This is a genomic window from Streptomyces sp. NPDC047000, from assembly GCF_040644295.1.
GTDB lineage: Bacteria > Actinomycetota > Actinomycetes > Streptomycetales > Streptomycetaceae > Streptomyces.
In genome coordinates this window covers 66,046-83,948 of the sequence record NZ_JBEYWE010000021.1, presented here as the reverse complement: position 1 = coordinate 83,948, position 17,903 = coordinate 66,046, and the positions used below count along the sequence as shown (strand labels likewise).

Below are 17,903 nucleotides of genomic sequence, written 5' to 3'. Positions count from 1 at the left end.
ATCCCCCTCGCAGCAATTACTTGGCTAGCCACATAAACAGTGCTACTTTTATGTGGTCGGCCACATAATGTGGCCGGCGGGGCATCCCGCTTCAAGGAGAGCAGTCATGAAGGCCATCGTTTTCGACATGTTCGGCGGCACCGAGGTCCTGCACGAGGCGGAGATCGACACGCCCCGGCCCGGCCCCGGCCAGGTCCGTGTGCGGGTCCGCGCCGTCGGCGTCAACCCGGTGGACGGCAAGATCCGCGCCGGTGGCATGGAGGCGATCTTCCCGACCACGCTGCCCGCCGTGCCGGGTGGGGAGATCGCCGGTGTGGTCGACGCCGTCGGCGAGGGCGTCGAGGACCTGAAGGCGGGGGACGAGGTGCTGGGCTGGTCCGACACCGGCTCCTACGCGCAGTACGCCCTGGCGTCCGCGGCCGTCCTCGCGCCGAAGCCGGCCGCTCTCGACTGGAGGCACGCCGCCGCCCTGCCCGTGGCGAGCGACGGTGCCGAACGGGTCCTGGATCTGCTCGGCGTCACCTCCGGTGAGACGCTGCTGATCCATGGCGCGTCCGGGGCACTGGGCACCGTCGCCGTCCAGCTGGCCGTCGCCCGCGGAGCCCGCGTCATCGGCACCGCGGGACCGGCCAACCAGGAGTACGTCACCTCACTCGGCGCGACCGCGCTGGTCTACGGGGACGACCTGGTCGAGCGGGTCCGTGAAATAGCCCCCGACGGGGTGGACGCCGTCTTCGACGCCGCGGGCAAGGGCGCCCTGGAGGACTCCATCACCCTGCGCGGCGGCACCGACCGGATCGTCACCACCGCCGACTTCCGCGCCGCCGAGCTCGGCGTCGTCTTCGCCGTGGGCCCCCAGCGCCGCTCCGCCGCCCGCCTCGCCGAGCTGGCCCGGCAGGCCGCCGACGGCACCCTGGTCATCACGATCAGCGCCGCCTACCCCCTCGCCGAAGCGGCCAAGGCCCAGCAGGCCAGCGACGCCGGCCACAACCGAGGCAAGATCGTCCTCACCGTCGACTGATCCGTCACCCCACTCTCTGTGCGAGGAGGGAGCAACCATGTCAGACACCACCTCATCGGAGCTGCCGAACACGGCGGGCGAGGGGCCGTTGAGCTACGCCATCTTCCAGCTCGCCCGCGCCCACCGCGCCCACGCCGCAGCCATGCTGCGTGCCATGAACCTGCACCCGGGTCAGGAACTGCTGCTGATGCAGCTCTTCGACCACGACGGCCGGACCCAGGCGGAACTGCTGGAGCGGGCCGGTCTCGACCACTCCACCGTCTCCAAGTCCCTGCGCCGTATGCAGGAGGCGGGGCTGCTCACCCGGGAGCCCGCTCCGCATGACCGGCGGGTCATGGTGGTCCGCCTCACCGACGCCGGCCGGGCCCTCGAGGAGCCCATCGCCGGCATGTGGCGCTCCCTCGAGCAGCTCTCCGTACGTGACCTGACCCCTGATCAGGTCGAAGCGTTCACCACGTGTGCGCACATCATCGAGAAGGTGCTCAGGGAGCGCAGCCGGCAGTCTCCCGCCGAGTAGGCAGCAGCAGGAGGCCGCCACATGCCCGGCGGCCCCTCTCCTGCCCTGCCCTGTACGGAGCGAGGGCTCGCCCGGGCGCAGCCCTCGCCGCCAGGGCCCCATGGCCTCAGGCCCGATGGCCCCACCTCCCCATGGCCTCAGAGCCCTCCTGGGATGCCTCGACCTCACGCATGAGCGGCGCATGACCGCGGCGGTCGGCGACGCGTGTGCCGCACGCCCGTAGGGCCGCCGCGGACCCGCTGACGCAGCCCCCCCCGCCAGGGACCGGCGTGCCGGAACGACGCGCGGTCCGGCCACGCACCAGCAGCCGTTTCTTCTCTTCACCCCTCTCGCGACACCAAGGAGACACCCATGCCGAACGCATATGCCCGGATCGAGATGGCCGGCCGGTCGCTGGCCAACCGCATCGTGATGGCGCCGATGACCCGCAGCCGGGCCTACGGGCCGGGCGCCACCGCGACCGACCTGATGGCCACCTACTACAGCCAGCGTGCGAGCGCCGGCCTCATCGTCACCGAAGGGATACAGCCCTCGCCGGTCGGTCAGGGCTACCCCGACACGCCGGGCCTGCATGCGCCGGAACAGGTGAGGGCCTGGCGTAAGGTCACCGACGCCGTCCACGCCGAGGGCGGGGTGATCTTCGCGCAGCTGATGCACACCGGCCGCATCGGCCACCCGAGCCTGCTGCCTTCCGGGCTGATGCCCGTCGCGCCCTCACCCGTCGCGGCCAAGGGCCAGGTGTTCACCCGTCAGGGCCCGATGGACTTCGTCACCCCGCAGGAACTCGACGCCGACGGCATCGCCCGCACCGTCGCCGACTTCGCCGACGCAGCACGCAACGCGATCGCGGCCGGCTTCGACGGGGTGGAGATCCACGGCGCGAACGGCTACCTGATCCACCAGTTCCTCGCCCCCGACACCAACCGGCGCACCGACGGCTGGGGCGGTGACAGCGCCGGCCGGGTCCGCTTCGCCCTGGAGGTGGCCGCCGCCGTCGCGGAAGCGATCGGCGGCCACCGCACCGGGTTCCGCATCTCGCCCGCGAACCCCTACAACGACATCGCCGAGCACGACGCGGCGGATGTGGAGCGGACCTACACCACGCTGGTCACCCGGCTCGGCGAACTCGGTCTCGCCTACCTGCACATGATCGAAGGAACCGACCGGGAACTGACCACGCGTCTGCGCAAGACCTGGCCCTCCACGTTCGTCCTCAACCCGTTCACCCACCCGGACCCCACCGGCCCGGACGCACTCGGCCTCATCCAGGACGACACCGCGGACATGATCGCTTTCGGGGCGCTGTTCCTCGCCAACCCCGACCTGCCCGCCCGCCTGGCCGCCCAGGGGCCCTACAACACACCGGACCCCGCCACCTTCTACGGCGGCGACCACCGCGGGTACACCGACTACCCCTACCTGTAGGGCGAGACGCAACCCGGACCCGCCCGACCGCTGCGGTCCCACCACCGGCTTCCCGGCCGGCGGATGGCCCCCGGTGCCCAGATCGACACGGCCTTCGCGCGGCACGGGTCCGCCTCACCCCTCCGCCCGCACCCGCTCACGTTCCTCAGCCACGGTGCCGGGCCGGCTAGTACTCCTCATGGTGACCCAGCAGGGCTCCCAGACCGGAGAGCCGGTCCGGGCCGCGGGAGAGCCTCAGCGGGTCCTGGGCGGAGCCCGACCCCGCGATCTCCACGGGCCTGAAACCGCTGTACCGCTGCCTCGCGCGCGTCTGGAGGGTCTGCCGGATCAGCAGACGGTCCTGTCCGGTGCACGTCGCGGAGCGCAGATGGATCTCGGCGAGTGCGGTGAAACCCTGGGCGACGGCCTCGTTCCTGGACGAGCGGATCCGTTCGGTGATGCGTTCGGCGATCGAGTCGCCCCGTACCTGCCGCACGGACCGCAGAAAGCGGAACGCCCCTCTGCGGATCCTCTCCTCGGCGCGCAGCGCGTAGTCCAGTACCTCCATCACCCCGGGATCGGAGGACAGGTCGACAAAGCGCAGTCGGCCGAGCAGGAGCATCGCCGCCTCGCTCTGGGTGCTGTACACACTGAGCACCGCGCGACTCAGCAGCGGCTGAAGCCGCTCGGGTCGGCAGGCCACCAGGAAGACATGGGGTTTGCGCTCACTGAGCACCACCAGCACATTGAGGATCGCCTCGTAGGTGGCCTCCCCCAGCAGGTCCGTGCCCGTTCCCGCGCCCAGCCCTTCCCCGGCGAGTTCCGCGAGCCAGTCGCACAGCAGCCGGACGACGCTCTCGCCGCCCAGGTCCTGCGGTACCCAGGGGGCGACGTCCTGCGGGCGGGCGTTCATCAGTGACCACGCCAGCTCGCCGTAGTCCCTGAGCGGGCCGGTCTGCGGGAGGCCGCCGTCGGCGGGGAACACCGGGTCCGTCAGGCGGTGGAACAGCGCCCGTGCCCTGCCGACCTCGGCGGCCGCCGGCTCCCCGTCGGGGGCGTCCGGTTCGTCCTGTCGCCCCAGGGCCGCCGCACAACACCGTACGACCGCCTCGGCCACCCCGAGCCGGAGTTCGCCCTCGGCCATGTCCGGCAGGAACCGAGCCTGGAGTCCTGTCCTGGCGCAGGCCCGGAGCACCGCGTCGAGGAGTTCCGGCAGGACGGGTTCGGGGGTCCCGTTCGCGAGCGTCGAGCAGACCAGGACGAACGTCCTCGACACCCATTCGGCATCGGGTTCCGGGTCGGCGGTCGTGGACGCGTCCAGCGCGGCCGCGAGGGCGAGTTGAGCGTCGGCACGCCACAGCGGGCCCGGTTGGAGGAGCGCCGCCCGGGTCTCGCGGCCGTACTCCTCGTTCCGGGAGCGGCGGAGGACTTCGTGCACGGCGTCCGCGTCATCGATGTCCCAGTTCAGAGCGCGGGAGAACAGCAGCCTGCTCTGCCGGCCGGGTTCCGTGACGGCGGCCCGGCCCATCTTCCACCACAGGTCCACCCCCAGGTCGCTGAGCACGTGGTGGCGCGACGGGTGCTCGACCTGCCGTACCGGTCCCAGCAGTTCCAGCCGGGCGCGGGCGGACGCCCCGGCGTCCCCCGTGAGGGCCAGCCGCGCGAGATGGCGCAGCTCCTCCGTGCCGCTGCCGCGGGTGAGCGGGCGCAGCACGGCCAGGTCCTGGGCGCTCGCCGCCCAGCGGGCCGGCTCCCCGGCGCTCGCCGCCCAGGCGGCCAGCTCCGGAACCGCGTCCGCGTCCACGTCCGTCACCAGGGACAGTTCCTTCGCCACCTCATCGGCACGGCCGGGGTCCTCGGCGAGCCGACGCCGCAGACTGTCCAGCAGCGGGAGGTCCAGCCGCAGGGACCAGGCACTGGAGTGCCGGCTCTGCTCGTAGGAGCTCGGGAAGGTGTCCGGCAGGTCCGGGGCGCCGAGGCGGCCGAGTTCCCGCAGCAGGTGACAGGCCGTCAGCAGTGCGGTGTGTGCCGCGGTGGAAGGGTGCCACTGACCAGGATCCGGCGCCGTGGCCGGCGTCATGGCGGCCAGTGCCTCGGCGCAGGCCGCCAGGTCGTCCCGCGCGTCGGCGCGCAGCAGCGGGCTGTCCAGTTCAGCCACCAGTGCGTCGAAGCGTTCCCGCACCGCCGGGTCCTCGACGAGACGAGGACGGCATCTGCGCAGCACCTCCGCGCGGACGGACTGGTCGGGCTCACCGGCCAGGGCCGTGAGTGCGGCGCTCTGGAGTGCCGCGGCCTGGTCCGGGGCCCGTTCCGAGAGGGCGACCAGCAGCAGCACCTCTTCGATCCCGTACCCGGACACCGGTTGCGCGGCCAGCCGGGCCAGCTCTTCCGGTCCGGTTCCGCCGACGGTCTGCCGGCGGTGGTCGGCCAGGAACCGCCACCACACGGCCATCGGACCTGACGGTTCCTCCGGTCCCGGTGCGGCGGCCTCCTGGGCGGAGGGCTCCCGCCAGGGTTCCCGGTCTCCGGCCAGCGCCGTGCTCAGCTCCGGCTCGACGCCGGGTGCCCCTTGCCGGACCCAGTGGACGATGTCACGCAGGGCACTGCCCAGCAGGGCCCGTCGCCGGACCGGTGTGTCCGGGACGGCGTCGTGCCACAGGAACTGCGGTACGGCCCCGCTGTACGGCGACGCCCGGCCCAGGTACGGAAGGGTGCTCAGCCAGCCGAGGACGGTCAGGAGCTGGGAGGCCGGCATCGCGGACAGGTCCGGCAGGTCGGTCTCCTCCGCTCCCCAGGACCGGGCCAGCACCCTGCGGGCCAGGGCGTCGGCGCGACCCACCGGGTGCGCCGTCTGTTCCGTGTTGCTGCCCGGCAGCGGAACGGGGTGCCCTGCCAGGGAGAAGAAGGTCCGCAGCAGGAACCGGTACGCCACCGGCCGCTCGGCCTCTGAGAGGGGGCCCTGCCCCACCCACCGGAACCACGCCGCGGAACTGCGCAACGCGGCGTCCCCGGTCGCTTCCAGAGCGCGCTCCAGGGCGTTGACGCTCCGCCGGTCGACGCTCATGGGCCGGCCGTCCAGGACCAGCAGGCCCAGTTCGGCCTCGGCCCGTTCGTCGTGATCGATGCCCGGCCCCGTCGCGACCGCCTCGAGAGCGGCGCGCAGCCGCGCCCGGTCACCCGGGGTGCGCATCGCCCAGTTGCGGACCGCGTCCCGGACGGCGGGCAGCGACGGCCTGGTGAGCCAGCGCGGTTCCAGTGCGGGGGCGGGTTTGGACAGTGTGACCCTGCCGCCCACGGTGTCGAGCAGGACGGCGATCTGATAGACGGTCTCGTCCACACCGAAGCGGGGCACCAGCTCCGCCGCACGGGCCTCGATCTCGTCCGCCCGTGCCGGATCCGGCAGGCTGAGCAGGCGCGCGAAATCATCCCACTCGTCCGCCCACCGCAGTGCCTCATGGTGGTCGAGACCACCGAACAGGCCGGCCAGGACCCGGGCGCACCCCGGATCGGTCACCACCTCGGACCACAGGTCGCCGTCGTCCATGAACAGTTCCCGCAACGGGAGCGCCCCCACCGGGATCTCCGCGTACTCCTCTTCGGCGGTCTGCCTGACCTGCCGTTCCCAAGCCCGCTGCCCCAGTTCGTGGAGCCGCTGGAAGTACTGGGTCTCCTTGTCGTCGCCCTCAGGGTGCTTCAGCTCGGCCACGAAGGTGACCGTGCGCTGCGGTGTCCCGGTGCCCGCCCGCCGCAGTACCCGCTGCACCGGCAGTCCCCAGGCGGGGTCGTCGTGACGGGCGAGCCGGACGAAGGTCTCCAGCACCGGCCGGGTGATCCAGCCATGCCGTCGATACAGGTCGGTGAGGGGGCCGGTCAGCGTCCACCGCTGGGCGCACAGTTCCATCGCCAGGTCGTCGAACCGGTTCGTGCCCACGTTCCGGCGCAGTTCCGCGAGGCTGTCGTCAAGGCCGGCCAGCAGGTCCGGGCGCCGGCGCAGGCCGTTCGAGGCCCGGGCGACCAGATGGAGGAGCAGAGCCAGTTCGTCGCGGTCCGCGATGTCCGACGACCGGTCCAGGGCTGCCGTGAGAAGGACGTCGGCCCATTCGGGCAGTTGTTCCGGACCGGCGTCGAGCGCCCCTTCGACCAGGGCCGCGCGCTCTTCGGGAGTGCACTCACCGAGCGCCAGGACCAACGGCTGCCGCCATCGCGGGTCGACGAGTCGTTCCTGGAAGCGGCGCAGCAACTCGGTGCCGGAGCAGCGGACCCGCACTCCCGGTCCCGCTGACGCCGACGGGGCGGTGGTCAGCAGGGAGTACCCCGCCAGGTATTCCCGGAACGTCGCGTGATTGAAACGGAACTGCTGGTGGGAGACCTCGGCCAGCACCCCCACCTTCTCCCGGATCCGGTTCGCCAGGACTCTGGCCGTGGTGCCGACGCTGTCCGCCGTCAGCAGCCCGGACCCGTAGAACGCCTCGTCGAGAAGGCGCAGCAGCTGCGTCCGGCTCACCTGTCCGTCGGGTTTGTCCTCCTGTACGTACTCAGCGACATGGGCCAGCATCCACAGGAAGAAGTCCTCGTCGGCGAGCACCCGGCCGAGCGCAGGGTCCGCGCTGTCGTCGCCGAAGCCGCGCCAGAGATACGCGGTGTCGAGAATCAGCCTCCGGCAGAGCGGGGCCAGGCCGGCGGGCAGTTCGTGCCACCGGTGCCAGGTGGAGCACAGGGAGGTGAGCCGCAGCGGATTGGCGGCCAGTCGGCGCACCACGGGTCTGTCCGCTGCCAGCCGGGCCAGGAACGGTCCGGTCTGTCCCGGTTCGCCGATAGCGGTGAAGAAACTTTCGGTGAAATGCTCGACTTGCTCGGGGGACATGGGACGGATCAGGTAGTGGGCCACGTCCTCCAGCGTCAGGTGCACGCTGTCGTACCCGTCGACCCGGCTGGTGATCACCGCCCGGCTGGTGCCGGTGGCGTCGGCGACCACGTAGTCGGTGACCAGCCCGGCCAGTGAGCCGATCACTTCCTCGCGGTGGTGGATCAGTTCATCGAGTCCGTCGATGAGCAGTACCGCCTGGCGGTCGTCCAGTGCGCGCTGGATCATGGCCTGGTACCGCACGGGGACGCCGTCGAGGTCCTCCTCCGACAGGGACCACGCCAAGAACTCCGCGAGCGAGCCGGGCTCGTCGCCGGAGGCGAACTCGTTCTCGTAGTACTGGGCGTACTGCGCGACCCGGAACCGCAGCGGTATGCGCAACGGCCCCGGCCGCTCCCCGTACAGCACCTCAAGACCTTCCCTGGCCAGGGTGGTTCCCAGCCACTGGCAGGTCACGGACTTCCCGCTGCCCGCGCCGCCCAGCAGGACCAACAGACGGTGCCGGGCGAAGGCCGTCTCCAGGGCGACGCCGGGCGAGGGCGTCCGGGCATCGGCGCGGCCGCGCTGCGCGCTGTGATCCCTTTGGCCCTCTTGGGGTCCTCGGCCCGCTGGAGGGCCGGGGTCCTCCTCCCTGTCGCTCTCCCGGCTGTCGATGATCTGCCGGATGATCTCCCGCTGGGAGATGTGCCGTGCGACGGGAGGCGCCTCGTCGGCCTCGTCCTGGCGGCGCAGCCGTTCGTTGAGCTGCCGGTCGGTGAGGGTACGGGGATCGGCCTGGAGCGAGATGTACATCCGCTCCAGCGGTAGCCGCTGCACCGGAGGGCGGCCGGAGGCCCGGCCCTGCTCGGCGCCGAGCGCGCCCAGGTCGATGAAGCGCCACGCCTCCTCGGCCCACCCCAGATAGCGGTCGCAGAGCGTGCGGTACGGCACGTCGGCGGGCCGGGGCACCGGGGCGCGGGACACCGCGCCGCGGGGTCCGGCCCCGGCGTGCACCGGGCGCGGAGCCAGGGCCTGGTTGTGGGCCACCCAGAGCCGGTCGCTCATGCCGCCGCCCAGGCTGTTTGCCTTCGGGACCTGCCCCTCCAGCCGCTCCCTCAGGGCGGTTTCCAGGTCGCCGACCGACAGCCGCTCCGCGGCGCCCGGTGTTCCCGCTGACAGGACCTCGCACAGTTCCCGGGTGAACGCGAGGTCGTAGGACGGGTCGTCGGGTCCCGAGGAGGCCAGCACCGCGAGCCCGGCCTCGCCGCCGCGGCGGCCGGCGAGCAGTTCGTTCACCGGTGGCAGGGCGGAACCGGCGGAACAGGTGTCGATCAGGGCCACGACGCCGCCCATGCCCGGCGCGTCCGCGGCGAGCAGCAGTTCTCCCACGTCGACGGCGGAGCCGCGGTCCTGGTCGACCGCGTCGGCGCCCATGAAGTAGAGGGTACGGGCGTTGCCGGGGATGAATCCGTGGCCCAGCAGCGCGAGCACGAGCGTCGCACCCTCCTGGGCCGCTTCCCGCGCCGTCCGGCGGACGGCCTCGACGATCTCGGCGGACGGGATGAAGCCGGTCCCGTCGGCCGCGCGGAGCAGCGGGCCGTCGGCGAGGGCCGGCAGGCATCCGCCGATACGGCTGTCCAGCAGCACCGTGGCCAGGTCGCGCGCGGTATCGGACAGCCCGTCCAGGTGGTGCATGGTCCGGCACTGGCTCGCCACCACCAGCAGGCGGCGTGGTCGGCTCACACGACGTCCCGGACGATGTCCAGGGCTTCGACGACCGGCCCGGCGACCGCAGGCTGCTCGAGGTACTTCACCGCCGAGTGCACGAGCAGACCGTCGGAGTCGACCCGGAAGGACTCGGGCCCGACACGACGGGAGTTGGTGCCGATCCCCGACAGCGAGGCACGGCTGACGATGACGTCGTCCCGGTCCCAGAAGTTCAGCCAGCGGTCCACCGACTCCGGGGTGACCGGCGGGCGGGGCGTCAGATGCGGCCACACCACCGTACGCATACCGAGGGGGGAACCGATCGTGACGAGCAGCGGCACCCGGGCCATGGACTCGTGCAGCGCCTCCAGAGCCACGACGCTGCCGAGCGAGTGCGCCACCACCACGGCCGGACCGGTGCCGAGCGCGGTGGTCACCCTGGCCCGGACCAGGCGGTCGAGCGGGTTCTTCGCGGGTTCGCGACTCAGGTACCGGGAGACCTGGGCGAAGGGGCCGCGCAGCGCGACGGCCCGGGTCCACTGGCCGGCGCGCCGCAGTCCACGCAGTTCGAGCAGCGTGGTGAGAACGTTCAACGAGACGCGTACCCACTCGCCGGGACCCTGCGGAGCCGATCCGTCCCGCGCTCGGCGGATCCGGTCCCTGGCCTGCTCCAGGATCGCGCGGGAGTCGTCGTCGACCCCCTCGGCGATCTGCGCGTCGACCAGTTCACCGATCAGACGGAGTGTCAGGAGGGCTTCCTCCTCCGTCTCCCCGTCCGCCTCCCCTTCACCGGCGCCCTGCGCAGTGCCGCGCCGCGGCTGGAACAGGTCGCTGTATCCCGCGAAGACGACGTCCGCGCCCGAGCCGTCCCGTAACGCACCCGCGGCAGCGGAGTGCCCCGCCGCCACCGCGCCGCGGGCCAGCGCCCCGGTCCACTCACGGCGTGCCTCGTCGGGGTCGTGTATGTTCCCGATGCCGTGGACCAGGACCAGCCGTGGCCGCGCCGCACCGGCTGATCCCGCTCTCACCGCGGCGTCCGTCCAGCCCTCCATACCAGCCCCCCACAGGTGGATCGTCTGCTTTCGGCCGACACGTGAACTGGTCTTCCCTGCTTCTGTCTTGACGAACCTTCATAAAACGGTTCGAAGCGGCGTCAGACGTCGGAGGCGGGTCGCCTGGGTGCCCGTGCGGGGGACATGCCCGGCTTCCTGCGGTCGCGTCGGTGTGCAGGCATGGGCGGTTCCTCCTCTGCCGATCGGTCACGCCTCCCGTGCCCGGCGCCCTGGGAAGCGCGATCGGCGGATGTGCCGGGCTCCCCGGGCGCCCGCCGGCCCCGGCGGCACGGGCAGGGATGGGCCCGGCCGGACCAGGCGGTCTGTGACCCGTCCTGGTCCACCAGCTCTGATCGCATCCGCTCCCGGCTCGGCCGCGGGCCGTCGACCGGGTGCACGAGGGTGAGCAGGGGGCCTCCGAGGTACGTGGCGAGCCGGTCGGCAGCGCTTCGTCGGCTTCGGACGGCGGGTCGGCTCCGGCGCAGAGCGCCGCCGTGATCATCGCGGCCGGAACGCTGCGCCGGCTGTCTGTGGATATCGGCGTCGTTCCTCACGTACCGCCCACGGCATACGCATCGCCGTCGATTCCCGGTGCGCGGGAAGCACGTGCGGCCGTGAACGAACGGGGGCGGAAGACGGGCACAGCGGAGCTCCGCCGCCGATGTGTCAGCCGTGCGGCACGCCTGCTGCCGGTTCGCCGCCGAGGAAGTCCTCCAGGATCTCGGTGAACCGCTCCGGCTGCTCCTCGGCCGGATAATGGCCGCAGTCGTCGAGGACCACCCCGGTGACGTCGCCGGCCGCCAGGCGCATCGTCTGGGCGGCATTCTCGCCGCTCCACAGCGCGCCGCCGACGGCGAGCACCGGCAGTGTCAGCCGGGTCCTGCTGCGCCGCTCGTTCTGCGCGATCGTCTCGTCCAGCGCCCGGTAGTACGCGAAGCTCGCGCGCAGTGCGCGAGGATCCGCGGCGATCGCGTCGACATAGACGTCGACGGCGTACGCGGGGATCGCTGTCGGGGTGGCGGCCTTGGTGGCGAACTGCCGGCCGAAGAAGAGCCGCTCCCGCCCTCGGACCAGTTCCTCGTTGAGCCCGGTGAGCCGGTTGAAGCCGAACTGCCAGAGTTTCTGGTTGACCGAGGCCGGGCTGAAGACCGGCGGGGACGGCACGACACCGGGGATCACGGCTTCGACGACGGCGAGCCGGCCCACCCGCTCGGGGTGATCGGCAGCGAGGGCGTATCCGGTCCACGTGCCGATGTCATGGCCGACCACGTCGAACCGGTCGTGCCCGAGCGCGGCCATCAGCGCGACCAGATCGGCGGCCAGCGTGCCGGCGTCGTAACCGTCGTCGGGCTTGCCGGAGAGCCCGGCCCCGCGCGAGTCGACGGCGACGACGGTGTGCTGGCGGGCGAGCGCGGGCATCACCTCCCGCCAGGCGTACCAGGTCTGGGGCCACCCGCCGATCAGCAGCAGCGGCGGGCCGTCCCCGCCGGTGACCGCGTGCAGCCGCAGCCCGTTCAGCTCCACGAGCCGACTCGTGAAGACCTCGGTGAACCCCTCGGGCAGCCGTAGCGAACCCAGGCTTGTCGTGCCGTCGGCCGGACTCATCATGGAACGATCGGTGCAACATGTCATGCCGGTGACCTTACACATCTTGAAACGATCGGTGCAAGATGTGTAGGCTGACGAACCATGGCGGGCCGTAAGCAATTCGACGTGGACGAGGCGCTACGACGTGCGATGCACGTCTTCTGGCGCTGGGGCTATTCGGAGGCCTCGATCGATCGCCTGACCGAGGGCACGGGCCTGGGCCGGAGTTCGCTCTACGGCACCTTCGGGGACAAGAGCACCCTCTTCCGGAAAAGCCTCGAGCGGTACGCGCAGACCTACCACCCGCTGTACGACCGGGCACTGTCCGGCCCCCACCCGGGCCCCGGCGCCGTGGTGGCCGCCTACCTGCAGGTCACCCTGAACCGCATCGCCGATCCGGCGGTCCCGGACGGCTGCCTGCTCACGATGTCGGCAGCGCAGTTCCCGGCCCTCGACACAGAGGGCCAGGCGATGGTCCGCGGCATGATCGACGGTGTGCGGACGATGCTGGAGCGGGCGTTGCTGGCGGCGGGGGCCGGTGAGCGGGAGGCGGCAGAACTGGCGTTGTGCACGCTGGCGACGAACAAGTCCCTGGCAGTGCTGAGCCGCGCCGGCTTCTCGAGCGACGACCTGGCGACCGTTGTCGCAGCCGCCGCCCGTACCGCCGGGGAGACCGATGCTGCGGGGTGAACCGGCGTCCGGCCCGACCGTCTCCCGCCTGACGGACGCCCTGGCCGCCTCCGGCGGGAATGACCTGCCGGTCATCCGCTCCGCGCGCTCCGAAGTACGTCTTCGCGCCTGGTCGATGGCCGGCGAGCACGCGCCCGACACCGACGGCCGGGTCGTCATCGATCTCGACGGCGTCCTCGTGATCGCCCACTCCGACAGGGAAGCCGCGGCCCGAGTCGGCCCGTCGCACGGCGCGTGCCGGCAACTCGAGCGGGAGGCGTCACCGGAGCGATCCGGCAAGACCCCGGTGAGCTCACCGGGCCGTCGCGACGATCGTGCCGCCTCCCCGGGTCCTGCCGACGAGAGCGCCGTGCCGGTCTCCCGGCCGTGCGGACGCGCCGGTGTCGTGGAAGTCGGAGGCGGCCAGGACCGACCCGTCCGGCGCGAGCAGCCGCACGGTCGTGACGGGGGAGGAACCGGCGGGGTAGGGGCCGCCCCAGTGGGCGTAGCCGTCGTCCAGCCGGAAGGTACCGACCGTGCTGACCGAGCCGTCGGCGCGTACCACCTGGCAGCGCACGGTGGGGTCGTCGGCGATCGCGCCGGCGTCGAGATCGACGTAGAGCCAGGGGGACGCGCCGGTGTGTGCGTACACCTTGCCGACGTGCCGTTCCTGGGCGGTGAGCACGGCGGTGCGCAGGGCCGGGTGCGTCGTGGGGGCGGACGCGTTGCCGACGGCCCAGCCGCCCAGGACCAGGGCCGCGGCGGCCGCGGCGGCGGCCAGGGTGCGGCCGATCCGATGCCGCCGGTGCCAGGGGGGCCGGGCGGGCGGCCCCATACGTCGCAGGACGCGGGAATCGAAGCCCGGCGGCGGTTCGGCGGCCGGGACGAGATCGAGGAGACCGTCGGCCACCGGCGTCAGATCACGGACGTACGTCCGGCACTCCGCGCAGTGCTGGAGGTGCGCCACGGCGCCGGAGCGCTCGGGCCCGGGCAGTACATCGAGTGCCAGCTCCGCGCCGCACTCGTGCAACTGGGCGCAGCTCAGCGGGGAGGCTCCGCTGCTGGTCATGGCTCACTTCCGTTCCGGGCGTCCCGCGGGGCCAGCGCGGCCCGGAGCTTGCTCATGCCCGCCCTGATGCGGGTCTTGGCGGTGCCCAGCGGGATATGGTCGGCGTCCGCGACCTGCTGGGCGGTCATGCCGTAGACACCTGCCATGACCAGGGCCCGCGCCTGCTCGCGGGGCAGCCGGGCGAGCGCGCTGCGTAGTTCGGCGGAGGTCTCGTCGGCGAGGGCCTGTCCTTCGGGGGTACGGGTGGCCTCGTCCAGGAGCAGGGACAGCTCGCCCGGGTCGACGGGGACGGCCCGGCGGGCGCGGGTGGCGTCGATGGCCAGGTTGCGGGCGATGGTGGTCAGCCAACCGCGTACGGATCCGCGCCGCGGATCGTACATCTGCGCATGCCGCCACGCCTGCTCGAAGGTCTGCTGGGCGATGTCCTCGGCGAGTTGGGCATCCCCGGTCACCGTGACGGCCACGCCGAAGACCCGTTGCTGGAACCTCCGCACGAATGACACCGTGAGCCAGGGATCCCCGGTGGTCAGGCCCTCCAGCAGTGCGTCGTCAGGCAGCTGCTCCAGGGGAACGCCGTACTGCATACCACTATTACGTAACACCTCCGACGAGGGATTGCGTCTGCTCCGGGGGAGCAGCGTGTCGAGGAGTTCGGCGAGTTCGGTGACCGACGGGCGGTCCCGGGGCTCCGGCTCCAGACAGCCGTCGATCGCCCGGCCGAGCACGGGCGGCAGCCGGCGCCGGGCCCTGACCGGCGGGGCACGTCCCTCCAGCTGGGGATACCAGTCGTCGTCCCCGGACCCGTCGGTGGCGGAGGCGGTCTCTCCGCAGTCGAAGGGCATCGCGCCGGTGGCCGCCTCGTAGAGCGTGATGCCCGCCCCCCACACGTCGGCGGCCGCCGTGACCGTGCCGCCGCGTGCCTGCTCGGGCGCGAGATAACCGAAGGTGCCCGTCCCGGCCGGCACCGGACCGGGGGCATGGGCGACGCTCAGGTCGAGGACCTTGGCGCGGTGGCACTCCACCACCACGTTCGTCGGCTTGATGTCCAGGTGCAGCAGCCCTCGGCCGTGCAGATAGTGCAGTGCCGAGCACAGGTGCAGACCCAGGAAGGCGAGGTCGGTGGCGGCGGGACGGTGCCGCAGCCGGTGGATGAGGAACGACAGTGTCTCCCCGGTCAGGGTTTCCAGGACGACCAGCGGCTCCGGTTCCTCGATGGTGTCGTACGCGCGGACCAGGTGGGGGTGGGTGAACTCCTGGAGCCAGCGGCCTTCCTGCAGCAGCCGGTGGCGCAGCGGGGTCTCGTGCCGCCGGTCCGGGCGCAGCAGTTTGACCACGCAGCGGCACTCGCGCTCCCGGCTCCAGGCGTCGTAGACGTCCAGCCATCCCGTGCGGGAGATATGGGCCAGCAGGTCGTAGCCGGGGGCGGGGGCCGGTCCCGGGGACGTGCGGGGAGGCGGCGGTGGTGCGGCGGTGCGAGCGCTCATGGGACCGTCCGGAACGAGGAGTCATGGAGCTTGTGCAGGCGGGCGTACACCGTGTCGCGCAGGAGAAGGCCGTCGTGGGTGCCGGACTCGACGATCCGGCCGTGGGCGAGGACGACGATGCGGTCGGCGTCGCGGACGGTGAGCAGATTGTGGGAGATGACGATCGTGGTGCGGTCGGCCATCAGCCGGTGCAGCGGTCCCAGGATCCGCCGGCCCGACTCGGCGTCCAGTCCGGTGGTCGGCTCGTCGAGGATCAGCACCGGGGCGTCCCTGATCATGGCCCGGGCGATGGCCAGCCGCTGGCGCTGCCCGCCCGACAGCAATCGGCCACGCTGGCCGACCACGGTGTCGTACCCTTCCGGCAGTCGCCCGACGAACTCGTCCGCGTCGGCCGCCCGGGCCGCGGCGATGATCTCGGCGTCGGTGGCTCCCGGGCGTCCGTAGGCGATGTTCTCCCGTACCGTGCCGTGCAGGACCAGCGTCTCCTGGAGCACCACGGCGACGTTGTCCCGCAGGTCGGCCAGGCACAGGTCGCGCAGATCGATCCCGTCCAGGTGCACGGATCCGGAGCCGGGATCCGGGTCGTAGAAGCGCAGCAGCAGCTTGGCGACGGTCGACTTGCCGGCGCCGCTCGCCCCGACCAGTGCCAGGGTCTCGCCGGGTGCGACCTGGAAGGACACATCGGTCAGCGCCGGCCGGGGGCTCTGCGGATAACTGAAGCGGACGTGGCGGAATTCGATGCCGCCGCGCGCCCGCCGCAACGGCCGGTGGTCGGTGGTCTCGATGACCTGGGGGTGCTGGTCGAGCAGTTCGATGATCCGCTCGGCGGAGGCGGACGCCGAGTAGAAGGTGTTGTTGAGGCGGGACAGGCCCCGGATCGGGCTGTAGAGCTGACTGATCAGACCGAGGAAGACCAGCAGCCCGCCCAGGGTGATCCGGTCGTGTTCCAGCTCCCAGGTACCCAGCCCCATCACGGTCAGCGCGCCGGCCAGCTCGATCAGATCGACCATGGGCCCGAACAGTGCCCTGATCCGGGTGGAGGCCATGGCGGCCCGGAAGCGTCCCAGGTTCTCGCGCTGGAAGCGGTTCTGCTCCCGGTCCTGGCAGTTGTAGGCCTGGACGAGGGCGATGTTGCCCAGTACTTCCTCGGTGACGGCGCTGATCGAGCCGCTGCGGCGGCGCCGTTCACGTGAGGCGGCCTTGATCAGGCGGGAGAAGCGGCGCGCGGCGAACCAGAACAGCGGCGCGATGACGAGCGCGAGCAGGGTCAGATCCCAGCGCAGGTAGAACAGCAGGCCGACGAAGACGCCGAGGCGCATCACGTACCACACGGCGTTGGCGATCCCGGAGAGCAGGAAGGTCTCGACCGCGTCCACGTCCCCCGTCACCCGTGACAGCACGTCACCCGGTCTGCGCCGTTCGAAGAAGCCGAGCGACAGGCCTTGCACATGCCGGAACAGGTCGGCACGCAGGGAGAGCAGAAAACGCTCGCTGACCCAGGTCGACGTCACGTCGTCGGAGAAGGCCAGCACACCGGACGCCAGGAACAACCCTCCGTACGCCAGCGCGATCGGCCCGAACGGGCTCAGGTCACGGGGAACCAGCACTTCGTCCACGACCAGCTTGAACAGCCAGATCTCCGCCGCGTCGATCAGGGGCCCCGCCATGCTGAACACGAGGATCAGCCACAGCCAGCGCCGGCCGCCCTTCGTACAGGGCCAGAAGCGACGGAACACCTCCCGCAACGGCACCGGCGGCGCGGCCGCCACCACGGCATCGGGATCCTCCGCCACGGACAGCAGCCGACGCAGCGCGGCCGTCAGGCGCCGCCGTGTGTCAGGCATCGCACCATCCGGGATGATCCGGGGCCCGAGGGGCCGGAGACGTCCCCGGCCCGTCGGTCCGTTCGAGTGCGGTCAGGTCAGCCCCGCGAGGTCGCGTGGCTGTGCCGGCGACGCCGGCGGCGGCTGACGCTGTGCGTCGTGCCCTTCGTGGTGTCGGTCGTGGTCTTGTGGTGCTTCCCGTGTTTGGCGGGATTCATATGACTGAAGATCGCCATGGTTCCGGATTCCTTCCTCAGGACGCTCCTCACGGGTTCGTCATGGAAGGTACGGATCAAAAGGGCGGTCGGATGTCCGTTCCGGTGAATCGGACACGGCCCGCGGTGTGCCGCGTGCGCGGACGCCGGACGCCGGTCGGGCACGAGTCGAGGAAGGATCCGGCCGGGGGCGCGACACCGCGGGAACCGTGAACGACAGCGGCGACCGCCAGGGCTGCCAGTTCGGCGGCGGCGACATCGCCGTCCACCACGCCGTCCGGCACGACATCGCCTGCGACGACGGCCCTCACGGGTTCACCTGCAACAGCAACCCCGGCACCATCACCAGCAACGTCGGCATCGACAACGCGGAGCGTGCTACGAGGTGAGTTCCTCGGTGATGCGGTCCCGCATGAAACGCCGAGGATTCCCGGGCCCGTTCCTCCCGGGCGAGGACGCATGTCGTGGCGACACCGTCGAAGTCCGGGTTCGCGCAGCGTGCTGCTGAAGAG

At 71.9% G+C, this 17,903-nt stretch carries 12 protein-coding genes and 2 pseudogenes; 6 read left to right on the top strand and 8 right to left on the bottom strand.

The genetic code is table 11. The annotated features are described in order from the left end of the window. The first annotated feature begins 106 nt into the window (after positions 1 to 106). The 3 genes from ABZ862_RS27815 to ABZ862_RS27805 all read left to right on the top strand — a co-directional run bounded on the left by ABZ862_RS27815 (position 107) and on the right by ABZ862_RS27805 (position 2,963). Positions 107 to 1,021 (top strand): NADP-dependent oxidoreductase, encoded by a 915-nt coding sequence (locus ABZ862_RS27815; protein ID WP_360963466.1) that lies wholly within the window; start codon positions 107 to 109, stop codon positions 1,019 to 1,021. Positions 1,022 to 1,058: 37 nt separating this feature from the next. Further along, positions 1,059 to 1,538, top strand: a complete 480-nt coding sequence (locus ABZ862_RS27810; protein ID WP_360963463.1) for a MarR family transcriptional regulator — start codon at positions 1,059 to 1,061, stop codon at positions 1,536 to 1,538. A gap of 351 nt (positions 1,539 to 1,889) precedes the next feature. Then, on the top strand, positions 1,890 to 2,963 hold the full coding sequence (locus ABZ862_RS27805) for an alkene reductase (protein ID WP_360963460.1): 1,074 nt from the start codon (positions 1,890 to 1,892) through the stop codon (positions 2,961 to 2,963). Positions 2,964 to 3,129: 166 nt separating this feature from the next. On the opposite strand, the gene ABZ862_RS27800 is transcribed toward ABZ862_RS27805, so the two are convergent. The 3 genes from ABZ862_RS27800 to ABZ862_RS27790 all read right to left on the bottom strand — a co-directional run bounded on the left by ABZ862_RS27800 (position 3,130) and on the right by ABZ862_RS27790 (position 12,152). Continuing rightward, positions 3,130 to 9,528: an NACHT domain-containing protein gene (locus ABZ862_RS27800; protein WP_360963457.1), complete on the bottom strand. Its 6,399-nt coding sequence runs from the start codon at positions 9,526 to 9,528 to the stop codon at positions 3,130 to 3,132. After that, a complete protein-coding gene (locus ABZ862_RS27795; protein ID WP_360963454.1) occupies positions 9,525 to 10,544 on the bottom strand; it encodes a hypothetical protein in 1,020 nt (339 codons plus the stop codon). The genes ABZ862_RS27800 and ABZ862_RS27795 overlap by 4 nt, the downstream gene beginning before the upstream one ends. 666 nt (positions 10,545 to 11,210) lie before the next feature. After that, positions 11,211 to 12,152 (bottom strand): alpha/beta hydrolase, encoded by a 942-nt coding sequence (locus tag ABZ862_RS27790; protein WP_360963451.1) that lies wholly within the window; start codon positions 12,150 to 12,152, stop codon positions 11,211 to 11,213. An 81-nt stretch (positions 12,153 to 12,233) separates the two neighbouring features. On the opposite strand from ABZ862_RS27790, the gene ABZ862_RS27785 reads away from it, so the two are divergent. After that, on the top strand, positions 12,234 to 12,821 hold the full coding sequence (locus ABZ862_RS27785) for a TetR/AcrR family transcriptional regulator (RefSeq protein WP_360963449.1): 588 nt from the start codon (positions 12,234 to 12,236) through the stop codon (positions 12,819 to 12,821). Positions 12,822 to 12,825: 4 nt separating this feature from the next. Then, positions 12,826 to 13,032, top strand: a pseudogene (locus ABZ862_RS27780) (IS1380 family transposase); the annotation flags it as partial. Between the two features lie 81 nt (positions 13,033 to 13,113). Here ABZ862_RS27780 and ABZ862_RS27775 read toward each other — a convergent pair. From ABZ862_RS27775 to ABZ862_RS27755, 5 genes and pseudogenes are all read right to left on the bottom strand, one after another. Next, on the bottom strand, positions 13,114 to 13,869 hold the full coding sequence (locus tag ABZ862_RS27775) for a hypothetical protein (protein ID WP_360963446.1): 756 nt from the start codon (positions 13,867 to 13,869) through the stop codon (positions 13,114 to 13,116). Continuing rightward, entirely contained in the window at positions 13,866 to 14,453 is a 588-nt protein-coding gene (locus tag ABZ862_RS27770; RefSeq protein ID WP_360963648.1) for a sigma-70 family RNA polymerase sigma factor, read from the bottom strand. The genes ABZ862_RS27775 and ABZ862_RS27770 overlap by 4 nt, the downstream gene beginning before the upstream one ends. Positions 14,454 to 14,528: 75 nt before the next feature. Next, positions 14,529 to 15,353: pseudogene (locus tag ABZ862_RS27765) on the bottom strand (serine/threonine-protein kinase); the annotation flags it as partial. Continuing rightward, a complete protein-coding gene (locus ABZ862_RS27760) occupies positions 15,350 to 17,197 on the bottom strand; it encodes an ABC transporter ATP-binding protein (protein WP_360963443.1) in 1,848 nt (615 codons plus the stop codon). The pseudogene ABZ862_RS27765 and the gene ABZ862_RS27760, both read right to left, overlap by 4 nt. Before the next feature lie 77 nt (positions 17,198 to 17,274). Beyond that, positions 17,275 to 17,412: a hypothetical protein gene (locus ABZ862_RS27755; RefSeq protein WP_360963440.1), complete on the bottom strand. Its 138-nt coding sequence runs from the start codon at positions 17,410 to 17,412 to the stop codon at positions 17,275 to 17,277. Between the two features lie 188 nt (positions 17,413 to 17,600). Here ABZ862_RS27755 and ABZ862_RS27750 point away from each other — a divergent pair, with 188 nt between their 5' ends. Continuing rightward, the gene (locus tag ABZ862_RS27750; RefSeq protein ID WP_360963437.1) at positions 17,601 to 17,780 is read left to right on the top strand and encodes a hypothetical protein; all 180 of its coding nucleotides are present in this window, start codon (positions 17,601 to 17,603) and stop codon (positions 17,778 to 17,780) included. The last annotated feature ends 123 nt before the right edge of the window (positions 17,781 to 17,903 follow it).

Excerpts from the sequence above, each read along its gene's own strand:
- ABZ862_RS27815 (WP_360963466.1), top strand. The coding sequence starts at position 107 with ATGAAGGCCATCGTTTTCGACATGTTCGGCGGCACCGAGGTCCTGCAC.
- ABZ862_RS27810 (WP_360963463.1), top strand. The coding sequence starts at position 1,059 with ATGTCAGACACCACCTCATCGGAGCTGCCGAACACGGCGGGCGAGGGG.
- ABZ862_RS27805 (WP_360963460.1), top strand. The coding sequence starts at position 1,890 with ATGCCGAACGCATATGCCCGGATCGAGATGGCCGGCCGGTCGCTGGCC.
- ABZ862_RS27795 (WP_360963454.1), bottom strand. The coding sequence starts at position 10,544 with ATGGAGGGCTGGACGGACGCCGCGGTGAGAGCGGGATCAGCCGGTGCG.
- ABZ862_RS27790 (WP_360963451.1), bottom strand. The coding sequence starts at position 12,152 with ATGATGAGTCCGGCCGACGGCACGACAAGCCTGGGTTCGCTACGGCTG.
- ABZ862_RS27785 (WP_360963449.1), top strand. The coding sequence starts at position 12,234 with ATGGCGGGCCGTAAGCAATTCGACGTGGACGAGGCGCTACGACGTGCG.
- ABZ862_RS27775 (WP_360963446.1), bottom strand. The coding sequence starts at position 13,869 with ATGACCAGCAGCGGAGCCTCCCCGCTGAGCTGCGCCCAGTTGCACGAG.
- ABZ862_RS27770 (WP_360963648.1), bottom strand. The coding sequence starts at position 14,453 with ATGCAGTACGGCGTTCCCCTGGAGCAGCTGCCTGACGACGCACTGCTG.
- ABZ862_RS27760 (WP_360963443.1), bottom strand. The coding sequence starts at position 17,197 with ATGCCTGACACACGGCGGCGCCTGACGGCCGCGCTGCGTCGGCTGCTG.
- ABZ862_RS27755 (WP_360963440.1), bottom strand. The coding sequence starts at position 17,412 with ATGGCGATCTTCAGTCATATGAATCCCGCCAAACACGGGAAGCACCAC.